The organism is Mesorhizobium sp. G2-6-1 (assembly GCF_055809095.1).
Genome location: NZ_CM147896.1, coordinates 1,349,838 through 1,367,037, shown reverse-complemented (window position 1 = coordinate 1,367,037; position 17,200 = coordinate 1,349,838). Strand labels below are relative to the sequence as shown.

General features: G+C 56.9%; 17 protein-coding genes and 1 pseudogene. 17 read left to right on the top strand and 1 reads right to left on the bottom strand.

The features are described from left to right. Positions 1 to 23 precede the first annotated feature (23 nt). The 5 genes and pseudogenes from AC0L7S_RS06500 (at position 24) to AC0L7S_RS06480 (ending at position 3,939) form a co-directional block, all read left to right on the top strand. Entirely contained in the window at positions 24 to 926 is a 903-nt protein-coding gene (locus AC0L7S_RS06500) for a branched-chain amino acid ABC transporter permease (protein WP_473473603.1), read from the top strand. Further along, positions 919 to 1,896, top strand: coding sequence for a branched-chain amino acid ABC transporter permease (locus AC0L7S_RS06495; RefSeq protein WP_473473602.1), 978 nt, complete (start codon positions 919 to 921; stop codon positions 1,894 to 1,896). The genes AC0L7S_RS06500 and AC0L7S_RS06495 overlap by 8 nt, the downstream gene beginning before the upstream one ends. Further along, entirely contained in the window at positions 1,893 to 2,660 is a 768-nt protein-coding gene (locus AC0L7S_RS06490) for an ABC transporter ATP-binding protein (protein WP_473473601.1), read from the top strand. Before AC0L7S_RS06495 ends, AC0L7S_RS06490 begins: the two co-directional genes overlap by 4 nt. Continuing rightward, positions 2,653 to 3,356 (top strand): annotated as a pseudogene (locus AC0L7S_RS06485) (ABC transporter ATP-binding protein). Before AC0L7S_RS06490 ends, AC0L7S_RS06485 begins: the two are co-directional and overlap by 8 nt. Further along, positions 3,307 to 3,939, top strand: a complete 633-nt coding sequence (locus AC0L7S_RS06480; RefSeq protein WP_473473600.1) for a hypothetical protein — start codon at positions 3,307 to 3,309, stop codon at positions 3,937 to 3,939. The pseudogene AC0L7S_RS06485 and the gene AC0L7S_RS06480 overlap by 50 nt, the downstream one beginning before the upstream one ends. Positions 3,940 to 4,060: 121 nt before the next feature. Here AC0L7S_RS06480 and AC0L7S_RS06475 read toward each other — a convergent pair whose 3' ends face one another. Then, on the bottom strand, positions 4,061 to 4,963 hold the full coding sequence (locus AC0L7S_RS06475) for a LysR substrate-binding domain-containing protein (RefSeq protein ID WP_473473599.1): 903 nt from the start codon (positions 4,961 to 4,963) through the stop codon (positions 4,061 to 4,063). Between the two features lie 129 nt (positions 4,964 to 5,092). Here AC0L7S_RS06475 and AC0L7S_RS06470 point away from each other — a divergent pair, with 129 nt between their 5' ends. From AC0L7S_RS06470 to AC0L7S_RS06415, 12 genes are all read left to right on the top strand, one after another. After that, complete coding sequence (locus AC0L7S_RS06470; RefSeq protein WP_473473598.1) at positions 5,093 to 5,992, top strand: acetamidase/formamidase family protein; 900 nt, start codon at positions 5,093 to 5,095, stop codon at positions 5,990 to 5,992. Positions 5,993 to 6,022: 30 nt separating this feature from the next. Continuing rightward, positions 6,023 to 7,084 carry an ABC transporter substrate-binding protein gene (locus AC0L7S_RS06465; protein ID WP_473473597.1) on the top strand — a complete coding sequence of 354 codons (1,062 nt, stop codon included), beginning with the start codon at positions 6,023 to 6,025 and terminating at the stop codon, positions 7,082 to 7,084. A 90-nt stretch (positions 7,085 to 7,174) separates the two neighbouring features. Further along, a complete protein-coding gene (locus AC0L7S_RS06460) occupies positions 7,175 to 8,251 on the top strand; it encodes an ABC transporter ATP-binding protein (protein WP_473473596.1) in 1,077 nt (358 codons plus the stop codon). Positions 8,252 to 8,254: 3 nt separating this feature from the next. Continuing rightward, positions 8,255 to 9,151 carry an ABC transporter permease gene (locus AC0L7S_RS06455; protein ID WP_473473595.1) on the top strand — a complete coding sequence of 299 codons (897 nt, stop codon included), beginning with the start codon at positions 8,255 to 8,257 and terminating at the stop codon, positions 9,149 to 9,151. A gap of 106 nt (positions 9,152 to 9,257) precedes the next feature. Continuing rightward, entirely contained in the window at positions 9,258 to 9,989 is a 732-nt protein-coding gene (locus AC0L7S_RS06450) for an ABC transporter permease (protein ID WP_473473594.1), read from the top strand. Continuing rightward, a complete protein-coding gene (locus AC0L7S_RS06445; RefSeq protein ID WP_473473593.1) occupies positions 9,986 to 11,110 on the top strand; it encodes an NAD(P)/FAD-dependent oxidoreductase in 1,125 nt (374 codons plus the stop codon). Before AC0L7S_RS06450 ends, AC0L7S_RS06445 begins: the two co-directional genes overlap by 4 nt. Next, the gene (locus tag AC0L7S_RS06440) at positions 11,013 to 11,387 is read left to right on the top strand and encodes a (2Fe-2S)-binding protein (protein WP_473473592.1); all 375 of its coding nucleotides are present in this window, start codon (positions 11,013 to 11,015) and stop codon (positions 11,385 to 11,387) included. Before AC0L7S_RS06445 ends, AC0L7S_RS06440 begins: the two co-directional genes overlap by 98 nt. Next, positions 11,384 to 12,823 carry an FAD-dependent oxidoreductase gene (locus AC0L7S_RS06435; RefSeq protein WP_473473591.1) on the top strand — a complete coding sequence of 480 codons (1,440 nt, stop codon included), beginning with the start codon at positions 11,384 to 11,386 and terminating at the stop codon, positions 12,821 to 12,823. The genes AC0L7S_RS06440 and AC0L7S_RS06435 overlap by 4 nt, the downstream gene beginning before the upstream one ends. Before the next feature lie 3 nt (positions 12,824 to 12,826). Next, positions 12,827 to 13,981: an NAD(P)/FAD-dependent oxidoreductase gene (locus AC0L7S_RS06430; RefSeq protein WP_473473590.1), complete on the top strand. Its 1,155-nt coding sequence runs from the start codon at positions 12,827 to 12,829 to the stop codon at positions 13,979 to 13,981. A gap of 15 nt (positions 13,982 to 13,996) precedes the next feature. Continuing rightward, entirely contained in the window at positions 13,997 to 15,442 is a 1,446-nt protein-coding gene (locus tag AC0L7S_RS06425) for an NAD(P)/FAD-dependent oxidoreductase (protein ID WP_473473589.1), read from the top strand. Between the two features lie 416 nt (positions 15,443 to 15,858). After that, a complete protein-coding gene (locus tag AC0L7S_RS06420; RefSeq protein WP_473473588.1) occupies positions 15,859 to 16,374 on the top strand; it encodes a DUF2478 domain-containing protein in 516 nt (171 codons plus the stop codon). Positions 16,375 to 16,387: 13 nt separating this feature from the next. Continuing rightward, entirely contained in the window at positions 16,388 to 17,155 is a 768-nt protein-coding gene (locus AC0L7S_RS06415) for an NYN domain-containing protein (RefSeq protein WP_473473587.1), read from the top strand. The last annotated feature ends 45 nt before the right edge of the window (positions 17,156 to 17,200 follow it).

Sequence of the window (17,200 nt, the reverse complement as noted above, 5' to 3'; positions counted from 1 at the left end):
GGCGCGGCACGAAATCCGCTTTCGTGCCGTCCAATTCATCCGACTGGGAGGAACTGATGCTGGAAATCCTGGCACAGACTGGGTTCAATGCCCTCTACGCGGCCAGCTATATATCGCTTGTCGCGGTGGGGCTGGTCCTGATTTTCGGCGTCATGGGGGTCGTGAATTTCGCCCATGGCGAATTGTTCATGGCAGGCGCATATGTGGTTGTCGCCACATATGCCGACCTGCATATGCCGTTCATTATGGCAGTCGCTATCGGACTTGCCTTCGTCGGGGCACTTGGCCTGCTGATGGAGCGCGCGCTGTTTCGCCCCTTGCGTGACAATCCCTTGGGTGGGCTGGTCGCGTCGATCGGCTTCCTGATGATCCTGCAATCGTCGGCGATCATGGGTTTCGGTGTACGAATGGCGCACATCCCGCCGGTGACGCAGGAGGTCATATCCTTTGCCGATAAGGTCCACCTGCCGGTGGCGCGGCTTTACGTCATCGTCGCTGCGGTGGTTCTGCTTTCCGCGCTCTGGTTCTTCCTCAAGCGGACACGATTTGGCTGGGCGTTGCGGGCGTCGGCGCAAGACCCGGAGGCGGCTTCCCTACAGGGCATCTCAATCAACCAGACGGCGCGAATTGCCATGTTCATCGGCGCAGGCCTTGCAGGCGTCGCCGGTGCACTAACCGCACCGCTGGTATCAGTGAACCCGTTCATGGGGCATTCGGTCATCGTGACCGCGTTCATTGTGATCATCGTTGGCGGCGTGGGATCATTGGAGGGCGCGATCATCGCCTCGGTGGCCTACGCCATCATCAACACTGTCGTCACGACATTCTGGGACGGCGTTCTGGCCGATATTGTGGGTTTGACCCTCATGCTGCTGGTACTCGTCGTCAGGCCCACCGGTCTAATGGGGAGTGCTGATCGTGCCTAAACTGTTAGTTTGGCTGGCGCTGCTCGTCGGTATCATCTTTGCGCCGTACCTCCTCAGCTTTTCGCAGCAGGAGATACTTGTCTACCTCACGATCAATGTCTTGTTGGTAACGTCTTACCGTCTCATGACGCTAACCGGCGAATGGTCGCTCGCGCATGTGGTCATCATGGGGGTCGGTGCCTACGCATCAGCGCTTGTGTCGAAGTCATTCGGTGTACCGGTTCCGATATCGATCCTGCTCGGCGGGGTCTGCTCCAGCTTGATCGCCTTAGTGCTGAGCATGCCCCTTTTCCGGATGAAAGGCTTTTATTTCCTGATCGGCAGTTTTGCCGCGGGTGAGGTCATTCGCCTCCTTTGGAAGCGGTTTCGTGAACCCTTCGGTGGTCCGAAGGGCATAAAGGGCATCGACCCGATGCCCGACTTCTCACTTGGCTTCTATCATTTCGATTTCTTCGAGCCGATCAGCTATTTCTACTTCGCTGTGGCCGTCGTGGCCGTGTGTCTCTGGATTTTATGGCGTATCGAAAAATCGCCGGTCGGTCTGACCTTCCATGCGATCCATTGGCAGGACAAGCTTGCCCAGGCAGCCGGTGTCAATGTGCGCGCCTACCGGACATTGGCCTTCACCATCGCCAGTGGTTTCGCGGGCATCAGCGGTGCCCTGATGGCGCACTATGTCGGCACCATCAACCCCAATGGCTTTGACGTCGAAGTGATGGTCTTTGTGCTGACCTGGGCCATTGTCGGAGGGACCGGCACATTCTATGGTCCGATACTCGGCTGCGTCGTGCTGACGGTGCTGAATGAAGTCGTCTTGCGCGAACTTGGCTTCGAGCAGATGCGGCCGATGATCTATGGCCTGATCCTGATCCTGTCGATACTGTTCATGCCGAAAGGGCTCGAAAGCCTGGTCCAGAAATTCTCGCAACGCCGCAAGGCGGCGATCCCCGTCGAAAGGACCGCCGAATGAGCAAACTTCTGGAAGTCGATAACCTGACGATGAAGTTCGGTGGGCTGACCGCCATCGACGCGCTGAGCTTCAAGGTCGATCAAGGCACGATCCACGGACTTATCGGCCCGAACGGCGCTGGAAAGACCACCACGTTCAACGCCATCTCGGGCTTTTACAATCCGACATCAGGCGAGGTCAGATTACGGGGTGAAACCATCTCGGGTCTCAAGATGCACGAAGTGGCCCGGCGCGGTGTTGTCCGCACCTTCCAGCACTCGACGCTGTTTGGCGAGTTGACCGTACTGGAGAATGCGCTTGTCGGCACCCATATGCCGTTCCGCCCGAACATCTTTGCCGCTATCATCGGATACAACCGCGATGGCCGGCACGGGGCGGAAACAAGAGCCCGCGAGGCGCTGGACTTCTTCGGGTTGGGTCATCTGGCCGATACGCGAGCGGGCGATCTGTCGCACGGTCACCAGCGCGCACTTGGGATGGCAGTAGCCTATGCCCCGCATCCCGATGTGATCCTCCTCGATGAACCCTTCACCGGTATGAACCCGGAAGAAACGCGGCAGATGATGGATCTCATGCGCAAACTGCGGCAAGACGGCATCACAATCCTGATTGTCGAGCACGACATGCAGGCGATCATGGGACTTTGCGACCGCATCACCTGCATGAGCTTCGGAAAGCTGCTGGCCGAGGGCAACCCCGACCAGATCCGCCACCATCCGTCGGTCATCGAAGCCTATCTTGGAGGTGCGCGCCATGTTGCTTGAGTTGCGCGACATATCGGTGAATTACGGTCAGGTCTCGGCGCTTCGCCGGCTGTCGCTTTCGGTGCCGGAGGGCGGTATCGTAACGATCATTGGCGGCAACGGAGCGGGTAAAACCACAACATTGCGGGCAATTTCAGGCCTTGCGAAACTCGCCAGTGGAGAGATCTGGCTGGACGGCGACCGGATCGACACGTTGCCTGCCGACCAGATTGTCGGACGTGGCATCGCCCATGTCCCCGAAGGACGACGCATCTTTCCCGACATGACCGTAGAAGAGAACCTGCGGACCGGTGCCTTCCTGCGCCGCGACAGTGCCGGAATCGAAAGCGACCTGGAAAAAGTCTATCACCGCTTCCCGCGCCTTCTGGAACGCCGCACCCAGCGTGCGCAAACCATGTCGGGCGGCGAACAGCAGATGCTGGCGATCGGCCGGGCATTGATGGTACGGCCTCGCCTTCTCCTGATGGACGAGCCGTCGATGGGGCTGGCACCGGTCATCGTCGAGGAAATCGCGAATATCATAGAAGAAATCAACGCCGAGGGCGTGCCGGTCGTGCTGGTGGAGCAGAATGCCGAACTGGCTCTCGATCTCGCCAATCACGCCTATGTCCTTGAAACCGGAAATCTCGCTTTGGAGGGCCAGCCGATGAGTTACATGACAATGAACATGTCCGTGCGGCGTATCTCGGCGTATGACCGCAACGATACGGAATGGCGGCAGGCGCAGTCCGGCGGCTGGAGCCGTGCCGACCTTCGCTGGGAACGCCTGAGCGAAGCCGCGATCGGCTCCTTGCAGACGGGTGGGCGGCTTCGCGCGGCGTGTCTTTTCCACATCGCTTATTGGCAGGCGCGGTTTGCCTTCGACCGGAGCGACCGGCGCATTGCTACCAGCCTGATCAATCTCGGAATTGTCGCGGGCAAAAATGATGCAAAAGCCAAACGCCGATTTTCACACGCGCGGCTGCTCTGGCAAGCAGCGGCTGGAGATGTCGACCATATGGTGGTGAAGCCGCGCACCCGCTCCTCACTATTCCACCTACGGATGGAAGCGCGCCACCGCGAAACCTATCTTGCCAATGCGCGCCGCCGGATCACGCGCATGATACAAGAGACCGAGGAAACATTGGGAGCACTCGAAGGGTCCGCTTGTACTCCGGTACATCGCCATTTCTCCCGCTGGCACGGCGAACGGCCCGTCATTTTCGACGACATGCGCAAAATCCTGGGAGCGTGCCTATTGATTGTCGACGTTCGCGACGCTCGCGTTGTCACATTATAAAAAATGTACCAGCATCGTTTTCCATCGCAGCATCCCGCATGGGACAAGGCGCGGAATCTAATCCAATGGATTGGAGCAAGACGCGCACGGAAAAGCGGTGCCCACTATTCCTGTTTCCGAGTTAGCCAACGAACCTGATATTCTTCTGCGTGATAGTTTCCCGCAAGGCTTTGACGAATATGTCTATCAATTGCGATCTCGGCCGATGGGCAGGGAAAAGCAGCCACATATCGAAACTGATTTCAGGACGGAACGGCTTGATCAATAGGTATGATCCGGAAAATTCCGCTGCGGTTAGGGGGTCCACAATTGAAACGCCCACGCCTGCCGAAACGAGACGGCAGGCAACGGCGGACAGGTTGGTTTCAAGCTGCACGCGACGCGGAATGATGTCGCGGTCGAACGCTCGGCTGATCATCTGCTCTGCTTGATCCTCACGGCCCAAACCGATGAATGGCACGTCTTTCAGATCGTCTGGTGTGATAACGTCCTTTTCAGCCAAGGCATGTCCGACCGGCAAGATACATACGGCATGCGCATTCGTGAGGAGTTCAACGTCAATTGACGGGTGGTCAATGCGCAGCAGCGAAATGCCCAGATCGATCTGCTGCCCCAAAACCCAATCGGCGATCTTCGTTGACATGCGCACATGAAAAGACAAACGAACATCAGGCCTGTCGGCGGCGAACTGTGCAACCACTTCTGGAACGATACTAAGCCCCAGACTTGGCAGGCAGCCAATACTGAGCGTGCCGGTTCTGTTTTCTCGCAAATCTTGCGCAAAACGCTCGATGCGGTCGAGACTTAGAAAAACGCGATCCACTTCTTCGTAAAGCAGGCGTGCCTCTGGCGTTGGCACCAATCGCTGTTTGTTGCGAACAAACAGAACCAACCGAGTTTTGCGCTCCAGTTCCGAAATCAGCTTGCTGACAGCCGGTTGCGTGATCCTCAGCCTATTGGCCGCTGCCGTTACGCCGCCAGCTTCAATTACGGCTCGGAATGCTTCGATCTGCCGTGGCTTCATACCAAGTCCAATAAGATACATAACGATCAGTTATGAAGTTGATCGAATAATGAATTTGACGGTAATGGGGTAAACCTATTTCCTCTCCGGAACAATGTCGCCAAGCCGATTTACTTGCCGGATGAGACCATGGATCGCGCAACCACAGTCATCACCTCAGAGCATGTCATCTACCACTTTGATGCCGCTATGGAACCAAAGTGGCGTGTGACGCCCGGCGAACGGCTGGAAATACAATGTCCCGATGGGGTCCATGGCCAGATCCGTTGCGAAACTGATCGGTATCAGGCTGTCGACTACGACCATGTCAACGACGCCGTTGGCCCGATTCATGTGGAGGGCTCAGAGCCGGGTGACCGTCTGGTTTTCGACATTGCGGACATCCAGATCCCGCAGGACTGGGGCTATGTTCTTCTCATTCCGAAGTTCGGGCTTCTTCAAGCCAGAATCAGCGAAGCCAAGACCAAAATCGTCGCCATCCGCGACGGCTACGTCCACTTCGACGACCTTCGTATCCCTCTAGACCCTTGCATTGGCACAATTGGGGTAGCGCCTGCGGAAGGCCGATACAACACAGTCATTCCCTTTGATCACGGCGGCAATATGGACACCACCGCCATAAGGGCAGGTTCCCGGTTGCATCTCCCGGTGAATCAGCCGGGCGGGCTCGTTGCGATGGGCGATGCGAAAGCGGTGATGGGTGATGGCGAGGTCTGCGGAACCGGCGTCGGCGTCCCGATCAACATCTTTGCGCACTTCGAAATCGTCAAAGGCAAGCGTTTGCCGCGTCCCGTGATCGAGACTGCGGCGGAATGGCAGTTCGTGGCCAGCGCCGAGACGCTCGAAGCCGCCTGCAGCCTGGCAAATGAAGATCTGATCGCTGCGATTTCCCGTGTCCACGGGCATTCCTGGGAGGAGGCCTACATGCTGAGCAGTTTGGTTGGAAATCTGCGGGTTTGCCAGGTGGTTGATCCGCTGATGACGGTGCGCATGTCCATCGCCAAGCAATACCTTCCATCCATCGACTAGACCAAACATTGATAAAGAGGGAAAGATACAATGAATACAACAACTCAATCCCTGACCATGACGGCCCTTGCACTGGCCGCAATGGGTTTTTCAGGCGCCAGCGCGCGCGCTCAGGATGCTCCGGGGCAGTTGACCATTGCGTGTTACGCCGCAGGTATTCAGGAATATATGGAAAAAAATATCCTTCCTGATTTCAAGAAGCAGCACAATGTTGAGATAAGCTATCTTCCTGGTGTTTCACTCGCCACGATCTCCAAACTTCAGGCGCAGAAGGACAGCCCGCAGATCGATATTGCATGTCTGGATGATGGCCCGCGCGAGCAAGCCAAGGCAATGGGACTGTTGCAGCCGACCGACCCGTCAAAAATGCCAAACCTCGCCAATGTCTATGATGTGGCCAAGATGCCGGACAATATCGGTGTCGGCTGGGCAATGTTCGGCGTGGGAATTGTTTACAACCCTGATGCTTACACCGAGGCCGGGCTTACCCCGCCAAAATCATGGAACGATCTCGCCCTTCCCGAACTCAAGGGCCATGTCATCGCCGACACGATCACCTCGACCTATGGTCTCGATCTTCTGATCATGCTCGCCAAGGCAAATGGCGGAGGCACCGAGAACATCGAACCCGGCTTTGCCAAAATGAAGGAAGTGGCGATCAATGTTCCGACCTTCGACACCACGGCTGATCTCAGCTCGTTTTTTCAGCAGGGTGAGGCATGGGTTGGTGTTTGGACCAATGGCGAGGCCAACGGTTACCGCGCCAAGACCGGCTTCCCGATGAAGTTCGTTTATCCCACCGAAGGCGCGCCGGCGCTGTTTGCCACGGCCAACGTCGTCAAAGGCGCTCCGAATGCCGATTTGGCGGATGCTTTCCTCAACTATCTTGTTGGCAAAGAAGCACAGCAGGTTGTGGGCGAGAGCATTGGCTTCGGTCCAGTTAACGACCAGGTTGTCCTTCCACCCGAAAAGGCCGCGAACGTGACCTATGGTGCCGATGCGGCAAGCAGCCTTGTGCAACTTGATTGGGCTGCCATCAATGCCAAGCGTCCTGAGTGGACAGACCGTTGGAATCGCGAGATCGAGCGCTGATTGGCTTGCTGCCGAAATTGTAAGACATGACTTGTGCCGGCGTGCTGATCGAGCGCGCCGGCGGCAACTGCCCAACGAATTTGGATCCACATGAGCTATATCAAGATTCAGGATCTCAAGGTCCGCTATGGCGACTTTCAAGCGCTCAAGGGCATCTCATTCGAGGTTCAGGAGCGCGAGAGAATCTGTCTTCTCGGTCCCTCCGGGTGCGGGAAGACAACGACACTGCAGGTCCTCGCCGGCTTTGTTGGCCCGGAAAGTGGGCAGGTTTTGCTGGCGGGGCGGAGCATTCTCAGCGAAGCCCCAGAAAAGCGCAATATCGGCATCATGTTTCAAAATTACGCGCTATTCCCGCACATGACCGTCTACGACAACGTCGCATTCGGGCTCAGAATGCGGAACCTGGCGGCGGCGGATATCAGATCGCAAGTCTCAGCCGCGCTGGAGCGTGTGCATCTGTTGCATTCAGCGGAAAAAATGCCCGCCATGCTCTCCGGTGGAGAGCAGCAACGCATTGCCTTTGCTCGCGCGGTGGTCATCAAACCTAAACTTCTTTTACTGGACGAGCCCTTCAGCAACCTCGATGCGCGCCTCCGTCAGGAAATGCGTGCCGAGCTTCTTGAGCTTCTGAGCGATCTGACCATCGCTACCATCATGGTTACCCACGACCAGGAAGAGGCAATGGCAATTGCCGACCGTATCGTGGTCATGCGCGCGGGCGAAATTCAGCAGATCGGCAAGCCGGACGAGATTTATGAAAATCCGACGAGCCTGTTTTCGGCGCGTTTCATCGGTGACAGCAATGTCTTTCGCGGCAAGGTAACTGCTGTAGACGCTGAGGCTGTTGAGGTCGAAATTGCAGGGCTCGGCCGCCTGAGGGGGCGAGGACATGGCCTTGCGATCGGCTCAAGCGCCCAAGTCCTGGTGCGGCCGCAACGCGTTTCACTTGCCCTCGATAGCGCGCACGACAAGGCTGCCAACAAGATTCCTGCCAGGATCGAACGGGCCCTGTTTCTCGGCCACCGCGTCGAGTTCCATGCCAAGACCGCAGGCGGGGGCACCATTGTCGCCTGGAGCCAAGACCCTCAGATGCCCGTCCAAACCGATACTCCGGCGACGCTTAGCTGGACCGTCAAGGACACACTCGTATTCCCAGCCGAGAGTTGAGCAATGGGACACAGAACTTCTCCTCTTGGAAACTGGTTAGCCCTTGCGGCATTGCCGCTGGTTCTTTTCGCCATCTTCTATGTGATGCCGGTATTGCAGCTTCTGTGGTTGAGCCTCAGCCGCTTCGATCCGACGGTCGGGGTGATCCCCGATGTCAATCCGGGCTATTTCGTCGCGTTCCTTACTGACAGCTATTATCTTGGCATCCTTGGTCGGACATTGATCATCAGCCTGGCCACCACTGTTGCAACGGCACTGCTGGCCTATCCACTGGCGTTCTATCTTCTTCAGGCCAGGGGCTGGCGCCAGACCGGTCTCATCATCGTCCTGGTGCTGCCGCTCGTGACCAGCAGCATCGTCGTATCCTATGGTTGGCTCATCTTGCTCGGCCAGAAAGGGCTGGTGAACCAGATTGTTACTGGTCTCAACCTGTCATCCAGTCCGTTGCAGCTAATGTATACCGATACCGGCATCGTCATCGGGCTGACACATGTGCTTTTAGTGTTCATGACGCTTTCGATCGCGGCGTCGATGCAAGGAATTGACCCGAATCTGAGCAAGGCGGCGCGCAGCCTGGGGGCTGGCATATGGACAACCTTTCGCAAGATCGTTTTTCCCCTTACCTTTCCCGGCCTGCGGGCTGGCTGCCTGATGGTGTTTTCCTTGAGCATGAGCGCCTATGCTACGCCCGTGCTTATCGGTGGTCCGCGCAGGAAGGTTCTGTCCTATCTGATCTACCAGCAGAGTTCGGCTTTGCTTAACTGGCCCTTTGCAGCGGCCATGGCGGTCATTCTGCTTGCCGCCACCTTGGGCATCGTCGGGCTTTCCAGGCTCTATGGGAGCATCAGAAAGCAAGCAGCACTGCAACGCGCTGCGACATTGACAAAGGCGGTACGATGAGCGCCCGGATACCCGCCAGTGGCGGTGAAAGACCGAAGGAAAAATTGCACGGGGTGCGCTGGCTGTTTATGTCGTTCTACTGGCAGCATTTCTGCTGGCGCCGGTCGTGGCGATCACTCTAGGTTCCCTTACCGCCAGTTCATATGTGTCGTTTCCGCCTGAAGGCATCAGCTTCAAGTGGTATGCGGCAATCTTCTCGCAACCGCTCTATCTCCGTGCCCTTCTTCTCAGCCTCGTGATCGCAGCACTTTCCGCGACCGTGGCAATGATGTTGGGGGTGGTCGTGGCGCTCGCATTGTATCGCTACCCGACGCGTCTCAATGTGCTGCTGCAGGCTTTCGTGCTGACTCCGGTCATGCTTCCCTCCATCTTCATCGGCCTGGCATTTCTCATTTCCTATACACGCATGGGCTTTGGTGGCACGGCATTTGGCCTGTTCGCCGCGCATGTCGTGGTTGCAACGCCGTTCGCCGTCTCGCTGATCCTGGTTGGCGTCAGTAGCGTCAATCCCGTTCTCGAGCGGGCGGCGCGAAGCCTCGGCGCATCGCCCTGGCAAGCCAGGCGGCTGATAACTCTACCATTAATCGCCTGGAGCATGGCGGCTGGTTGGGGTTTTTCGTTCATGATGTCGTTCGGTAGTCTTGAGGTTTCGCTTTTTCTCAATACGCCGAAGACCGTAACGCTACCGGTCGCCATCTATACCGCGCTGGAATGGTCGCCGCTTGATCCGCTGCTGACGGCCATTTCTTCGGGTTTGGTGATCGTCACGCTAGTGGTCTTGATAGTGCTCGTGAGGATCGTGCGGGTCGACCGCCTTATGAAATCCAATACCCCATGAAAGATACGGCTTACGACTTTGCGATAATCGGAGGCGGCCTTGTCGGCGCATCGATCGCGCGCGCCCTTGCGCGACAGAATCGCAAGGTTGCAGTGCTGGATGAAAGCGACATCGCCTATCGCGCGTCGCGCGGCAATTTTGCTTTGATCTGGCTCCAAAGCAAGGGCCTGAACATGCCCGCCTATGCAAATTGGACGCAGCGATCCGTCCGGTTATGGGCGGACTATGCAACGGAACTTGAGGCTGAGTCAGGCATCGACATCTCTTTGCAGCAGGAGGGCGGTTTTCATATCGCGCTTTCCGATGGCGAGATGGAACGCCTGGTTGCGCTTGGCGAACGCATAAACGCCCAGCCCGGAGTGGTGCCGTATCCTTACAGCGTACTCGACGGCGACGAGATCCGCCGGCGGCTGCCAGGTGCGGGCTCACAAATCGTTGGTGGAACCTTTTCGCAGATGGACGGACACCTGAACGCTCTTCGCCTTTTCCACGCGACCCACAAGGCGATGCTGAACGCGGGCGTTGACTATCGCCCGGGAAACAGGGTTGAACGCATAGAGCCCTCGGATGGATTTCGGCTTGTTTTCGACGGCAATGCTACAGCAATAACTGCTGAGCATGTCGTTCTTGCTGCCGGCCTCGACAATGCCAGATTGGCACCGATGGTCGGCATGGAAGCGCCGGTCAGACCACAACTCGGCAACATTATCGTCACGGAGAGGACCGCTCCTTTTCTGAAGCAACCGCTCCAGACCGTTCGACAGACGGACGAAGGCACTGTCATGATTGGCGATTCCCAAGAAGAAGCCGGCTTCTCCGAGGAATTGAATAGCGGCATCGTTGGCGTGATGGCAGACCGCGCAGTGCGTATGTTTCCTGCAATCGCTGATCTGAACGTCGTGCGCATGTGGACCTGCCTTCGTGTGCTGAGTCGCGACGGATTCCCGATTTACGACCAGTCCGAGAGGTGGCCCGGTGCCTTTCTGGCAACGTGCCACAGTGGCGTGACGCTTGCCGCAGCCCATGCCCAGATACTCGCGCCATCCATCGCGCTCGGTGAATTGCCGACGGAAGTCAAAGCATTCAGCGCCCGGAGGTTTCATGTTTCGAAGACTGCCTGAACCAGAGAAGCTATCGATCGAGCTTATGGTCGACGGTCAACCATTCAGAGGCCGACCGGGCGATACTGTGGCAGCAATCCTGCTGGCGACGGGATATATCGCGTTCAGAAAGAGCGCCGTGTCAGGTGAGGCTCGCGGCCCCTATTGCATGATGGGCGTTTGTTTCGAATGTCTTGTGGAAATTGACGGAGTGGCAAATCAGCAAGCGTGCCTCATTCCAATTCAAAGCGGCATGCGGATACAAACCGGCGCTGGGAAGCGGAAGGTCATGCAATGATCCGTCTGGATACCATCGACGATTTGCCATCCACATTCGATCTTGTCGTGGTTGGAGCCGGTCCTGCGGGCCTTGCTGCGGCAACCGTTGCAGGCTCCAGAGGGCTTCAGGTTTTACTGGTAGACGAGAACCCCGAACCCGGCGGACAGATCTACCGTGGCCTTGGCACGGCTCCGTCAAGCCGCTGCGAAATCCTCGGGAAAGATTACGGGCGAGGAAACGAACTTCTCCGTGATTTCCACAACAGTGCCACCACCTATATGCCCGGCGCGACGGTATGGATGGCTTCACGCACCCTCGAACTCGGTATTTCGAAAGGGGGCCAAAGCCGAATTATCGAAGCTCGTCATATTTTGCTGGCGACCGGCGCGCTGGAACGGCCGTTTCCGATCTCTGGCTGGACACTGCCGGGTGTAATGAGTGTGGGTGCCGCGCAGGGCTTGCTCAAAAGCTCGGGCCTGGTACCGCATGGTCGCTTCGCACTTGCCGGCACTGGTCCGCTGCTTTGGCTGCTGGCCCAGCAACTCATAACGGCCGAAGCGCCGCCGACCATTCTTCTCGACACTTCCCTGTCACCGCGCAGGTTCTCGGTCGCAAGAGCGCTCCCGTCTTTTCTTTGCTCGCCTTATTTCAGGAAAGGATGGGAACTGACACGACAGGTGCGTCGCCACGTTCCGGTCATAAGTGGCATTACGGAGTTGAAAGCGACCGGACGCGGCAAGATTGAAAGTGTCGCCTACCGTCAAGGCGACAACCAATTCAAGAGCGTCGAAGTTGATACGCTATTTCTTCATCAAGGTGTTGTGCCAAACGTCAACATGACGAATGCCGCTGGATGCGAGATGGCGTGGGATGACGTTCAGCTTTGCTGGAAACCGGCAACCGATTCCTGGGGCCGCACCTCAGTCGAAGGCTTGTCAGTTGCCGGGGATGGTGCCGGGATCAACGGTGCTGAAGCTGCTGCGTGTCTTGGCCGGCTCTGCGGCCTGGATGCCGCCTTTCTCCTGAAAACAATCACCGAAGCCGAGCGCAACCATGCGGCTTCTCCCGTTCACAAAACCCTCGCGCCCTTTGCCAGAGGCCGGCAGTTCCTCGACGCCATGTTTCAACCGGCTGAGAACTTTCGCCTAGCTGCGCCGGACACGATTGTTTGCCGATGCGAGGAAGTTACTGGCCGGCAGATATCCGACGCGATTGCCGACTTTAATGACATCGGGCCGAACCAGTTGAAGTCCTATCTCCGATGCGGGATGGGGCCATGCCAGGGACGTCAATGCGGACTTACCGTAACCGAAATGATTGCCGCGCAGCGTCGCGTGTCACCCGCAAACGTTGGCTATTATCGTTTGAGATTTCCGATCAAGCCAATCACCGTGAGGGAACTCGCTTCGCTTCCGCACGAAGAAGAAGATGTCAGGGCTGTCGTTCGTGAGTGAAGAATGTCTTCTTTTGATGTGATTGTTGTTGGTGGCGGTATTCACGGTTGCTCCGCGGCATTCCATTTGGCTCAACGCGGCGCATCCGTATTGTTATTAGAGAAGGACACCCTTGGTCGTCATGCTTCAGGTGTGAATGCAGGGGGAGTGCGCCAAATTTTCCGGGCCATGGCTGAAATTCCGCTGAGCGTTGCGGCGATGGATCTATGGGAGCGCATCGACGAGATTCTTGATGGCGATTGCGGGTTCGTGGCGCATGGTCATGTGTTTGTCGCCGAGAATGAGAGTGAATTTGCCTTTCTCAAGGCGCGCCGCGACGAAGTTGCAGCGTCTGGTTTCGACCATGAGGAACTGATAGACGAGGCAACCTTGAGAAATCTCGTTCCCATGCTGGCGCAACATTGCGTGGGCGGGCTGATTTCTCGCCGCGACGGTGCAGCACTTCCCTTTCACACTGTCCATGCATTTCATCGCCAGTTGATCCGCCTCGGGGTCAATGTTGAAGAACATGCTCTGGTGACGTCTATTAACCGCAGCAGCAATGTCTGGACCGCACATATCGCTGACGGCCGGGCTGTCACAGCGCCGTCACTGGTGAACGCAGCGGGAGCCTGGGGAGCAGCGCTCGCAACTCAGGTCGGTGAGCGCGCAGATATGAACGCAGTCGCGCCGATGTTGATGATTAGCGAGCCCGTGGCCCCCTTTATCTCGCAGGTCGTCAGCGCCGTATCTGCACCGCTCTCATTCAAGCAATTTGCCAACGGTACGGTATTGATCGGGGGTGGCTATGAGGGCCAAGCCGAACCGGAAAGTAACCGTGCAGACCTTGATTTCAGGAAACTGGCGCTAAATGCGCGCACCGTTTTCGATCTGTTTCCGGTGATGCGCGATGTGCATATCGTGCGGGCATGGGCGGGCATTGAAGGGCGGACACGTGATGGTTTGCCTGTAATCGGCCAAAGCTCGACCGAAGAGGGGCTTTTCCATGCCTTCGGATTTTCCGCCCATGGGTTTCAGCTTGGCCCCATAGTGGGCTCCATCGTCGCGGATCTGGTAACGACTGGGGCGACGAGCCTTCCAATACAGGATTTTTCCATAAAACGTTTCAATACCGTCATTGGTTCTGGAGCGCCGATATCTTCGCATACTCGCAATTGATGGAAGTTGAACGCAATGAGTGGAGTTGACGGTCCTTCAAGGACAACAAGTGTTGATCCCGCCGACCCCTCCTGGTGGTTTTCCGATGCTTTGGCGCAGGAAAGTTGGCCGACGCCTTATTTTCCATTCACAGGAACCCATTCGGTTGACGTCGCCATTGTTGGTGGCGGCTATACTGGTCTGTGGACCGCGCTCGCGCTGAAGCAACGAAGCCCCTCGCTTTCAGTTGCAATCATCGAGGCTAATCTTTGCGGCTCCGGGGCTAGTGGCAAGAATGGTGGCAAGGTTCACGGCTACTGGGCAGCACTACCGGCAATGGCAAATACGATTGGCGACGATGGCGCACTCGCTGTAGCCCGAGCAGGGACGATTGCGCAGGATGCCATACGCGATTTCGTGACAAACTCGGAGCACGATGTGTGGTGGCGCGAAGACGGTAATATGCGTGTTTCGACGGCCCCGGCCCAAGACATCAAAATCCAGAACCTCGCGCAAGAAGCGCTGCGCCTTGGTGTTGCTGACACCGTGCATGTGCTTAGCCCCGCGGAAGTGGCCATGAGGTGCAGATCACCAGTATTCCGTGGTGGGGTGTTCCTTCCCGAAGGTGCCAATGTGCACCCCGCCCGCCTGGTGCGTGCACTTCGAATTGCTGCGATTGAAAACGGCGTCTTGGTCTTTGAGAACACCCCAATGATCGGTCTGGACAGGGGCAACATAAACCGCGTTCGCACGCCGCGAGGCGAGTTGCTTGCCCGCGACGTTGTCCTCGCCACCAATGTGGACATGGCGTCGGCAATTGAGGTGAAGCCTCATATCAGCGTATTTTCAAGTTATGCTGTCATGAGCGAACCCGCCCCGGCGGAGATTGCCGAAATGGGATGGCTTGGCGGCGAAGGAATCGCAGATTTCCGCATGTTTGTTCACTATTTTCGCAAAACGCGGGATGGTCGCGTGCTAATGGGGAGCGGCTCTGGCCCAATAAGCCACAATGGCAACGCTGCTGCGCGCAAGTTGCGGGAAGACCGTACAAGTGCTGCGCGCGCCGAGCGCGGCCTGAGGCGGCTCCTGCCAGCTCTCTCAAAGATATCTTTAGCCAAAGCATGGGGAGGCGCTATCGACGTGTCGTCCGACAGGTTGCCCTTCTTCAAGACTATTCCGGGAACGCGAATCCATTTCGGATGTGGATATTCCGGACACGGGGTGAACCCTACATATATCGGAGGACAATGCCTTGCTTCACTTGTGCTTGGTACCAAGGATATGTGGTCAGCTTTGCCACTATGCACACGCGACGTGCCGCGTCTTCCACCAGAACCGTTCCGATATATTGGAGCTGCAGCGATCCGCCGCGCGATCATCGCTTGCGAAGAGGCCGAGGAATTGCAGGAGAAGTCACCGGCAATAGCTGAGTTGATAGCCCGCCTGCCGGGACTTCTGGGGATGCGCATCGGAACCCGTTAGGACAATCACGATTTGAAGATGCGTGCCCACCTCGGTCCGATCCGTATTGTCTGGTATCTGGATGCTATCATGGGTTCGAGGTCTCGGACGCAATGGCATGAACCGGTTGCCTGGCGGCAAGCGGGCACAAAATCCATATGAAACGCTATAACAAGCAGGTTCCTGGCTGCAAATTCCGATGGCCGTCAAGTTCTTGAAGTTATTGATGAACCTGACCAGAAGATCCGCCGGATTTGGTCAGCGTAATCCAGCCATTGTCGCGGGCATAGATCAGCAGCTATTGTCCCGGTATGTTGCGGTGCAATCTATGTCATTTGTTCAAACAGCATAAGCATCGAAAAAACGAAGCAGTCATTATCACAGCAGAAGACATGAGGCCGATAATGACTGTCTCCAGCCGTATGCGAGGTTAATCGATGAAGCGGAAAACGGCGAAAGTCGCCACCATCGTGGGAGACGATGGTGCAGCCATCCAGGAATTGTTCAGACACGTCGCAGGCAAATGGCATGCAACGGGCATCAGGGCTATTGGCGTCATCAGTGAGGCTCATGGTCTACCTGACCGAACCTGTAGTGCCGGTGTTTTACGCGATATCGTTTCCGGAAATCCGCATCCCATTTTCCTTGATGCCGCGCCGAGCGGCACATCGTGCCATCTTGATGCAACAGGTGTCCAAAACGCCTGTTCACATCTTCTCGATCAGGTGGCGGCGTGTGATGTCGTCGTGCTCAGCAAATTTGGCAAGCTGGAAGCTATGGGAGAAGGATTAGTTCCAGCATTCAAAGCCGCATTCGGCGCTGGCAAACCCGTTCTGACCACGGTGTCGGCCAAGCATCGCGATGCGTGGCATGCGTTTGCGCCCGATGCCACTTTTCTGCCTGCCGATGACGCTGCGGTCATGTCGTGGTGGCATTCCTTGCAGACCGCTTGAATGGAAGTTCCTCATGCCAACTGAACCACGTTCCTTACGCCTGGCAGTCCTGATCGACGCCGACAATGCTTCGGCAAAGATCGCCGATGGGCTGTTCGAGGAGATTGCCAAGATCGGTGAAGCGAGCGTTCGCCGCATCTATGGCGATTTCTCCAATGACCGCTCCAAGGGTTGGGCAGGTATTTTGTCGAAATACGCCATCATCCCACAACAGCAATTTGCCTATACGACAGGCAAGAACGCCTCCGATATCACGCTGGTTATCGATGCAATGGACCTTCTGCACAGTGGACGCTTTGATGGGTTCTGTCTCGTATCATCCGATAGTGACTTCACGCGTCTGGCCGCGCGTATTCGCGAACAGGGCGTCGATGTCTATGGCTTCGGCGAGCGAAAAACCCCCGAGAGTTTCCGGCAGGCCTGTCGTCGTTTCGTCTATACGGAAAACCTGGAGCCGACCGCCTCGGCAAACGCCAGTGACCTTGCTCAACCCACCACCACGCCTCTCCAGCCACCAAATGCCGCTGCGGCAATCATCAAACGGGTCATTGCTCAGATGGAAAGTGAAGATGGCTGGGTACGGCTTGGTATGGTAGGCAACCAGCTTGCCAATCTGGCCTCCGACTTCGACCCGCGCACCTTCGGCTTCCGCAAATTGAGCGATCTTGTGCGCAACACGAACGCGTTCGATATTGACCATCCCGAAGGTGGAACGATGCGCATACGTGTAAAACCCAAACCGCCGGGGGGATCAACATCCAAGGCGCAGCGGCCATCCTGACCCTTGCAGGCTTCTTGCTCTCATGGACATGTAGGTGTTTGGGCG

Coding starts and splice junctions, on each gene's coding strand:
- AC0L7S_RS06455 (WP_473473595.1), top strand. CDS start 8,255: ATGGGACACAGAACTTCTCCTCTTGGAAACTGGTTAGCCCTTGCGGCA.
- AC0L7S_RS06460 (WP_473473596.1), top strand. CDS start 7,175: ATGAGCTATATCAAGATTCAGGATCTCAAGGTCCGCTATGGCGACTTT.
- AC0L7S_RS06420 (WP_473473588.1), top strand. CDS start 15,859: ATGAAGCGGAAAACGGCGAAAGTCGCCACCATCGTGGGAGACGATGGT.
- AC0L7S_RS06430 (WP_473473590.1), top strand. CDS start 12,827: ATGTCTTCTTTTGATGTGATTGTTGTTGGTGGCGGTATTCACGGTTGC.
- AC0L7S_RS06445 (WP_473473593.1), top strand. CDS start 9,986: ATGAAAGATACGGCTTACGACTTTGCGATAATCGGAGGCGGCCTTGTC.
- AC0L7S_RS06415 (WP_473473587.1), top strand. CDS start 16,388: ATGCCAACTGAACCACGTTCCTTACGCCTGGCAGTCCTGATCGACGCC.
- AC0L7S_RS06475 (WP_473473599.1), bottom strand. CDS start 4,963: ATGAAGCCACGGCAGATCGAAGCATTCCGAGCCGTAATTGAAGCTGGC.
- AC0L7S_RS06440 (WP_473473592.1), top strand. CDS start 11,013: ATGCCCAGATACTCGCGCCATCCATCGCGCTCGGTGAATTGCCGACGG.
- AC0L7S_RS06480 (WP_473473600.1), top strand. CDS start 3,307: ATGAGTTACATGACAATGAACATGTCCGTGCGGCGTATCTCGGCGTAT.
- AC0L7S_RS06470 (WP_473473598.1), top strand. CDS start 5,093: ATGGATCGCGCAACCACAGTCATCACCTCAGAGCATGTCATCTACCAC.
- AC0L7S_RS06435 (WP_473473591.1), top strand. CDS start 11,384: ATGATCCGTCTGGATACCATCGACGATTTGCCATCCACATTCGATCTT.
- AC0L7S_RS06465 (WP_473473597.1), top strand. CDS start 6,023: ATGAATACAACAACTCAATCCCTGACCATGACGGCCCTTGCACTGGCC.
- AC0L7S_RS06425 (WP_473473589.1), top strand. CDS start 13,997: ATGAGTGGAGTTGACGGTCCTTCAAGGACAACAAGTGTTGATCCCGCC.
- AC0L7S_RS06490 (WP_473473601.1), top strand. CDS start 1,893: ATGAGCAAACTTCTGGAAGTCGATAACCTGACGATGAAGTTCGGTGGG.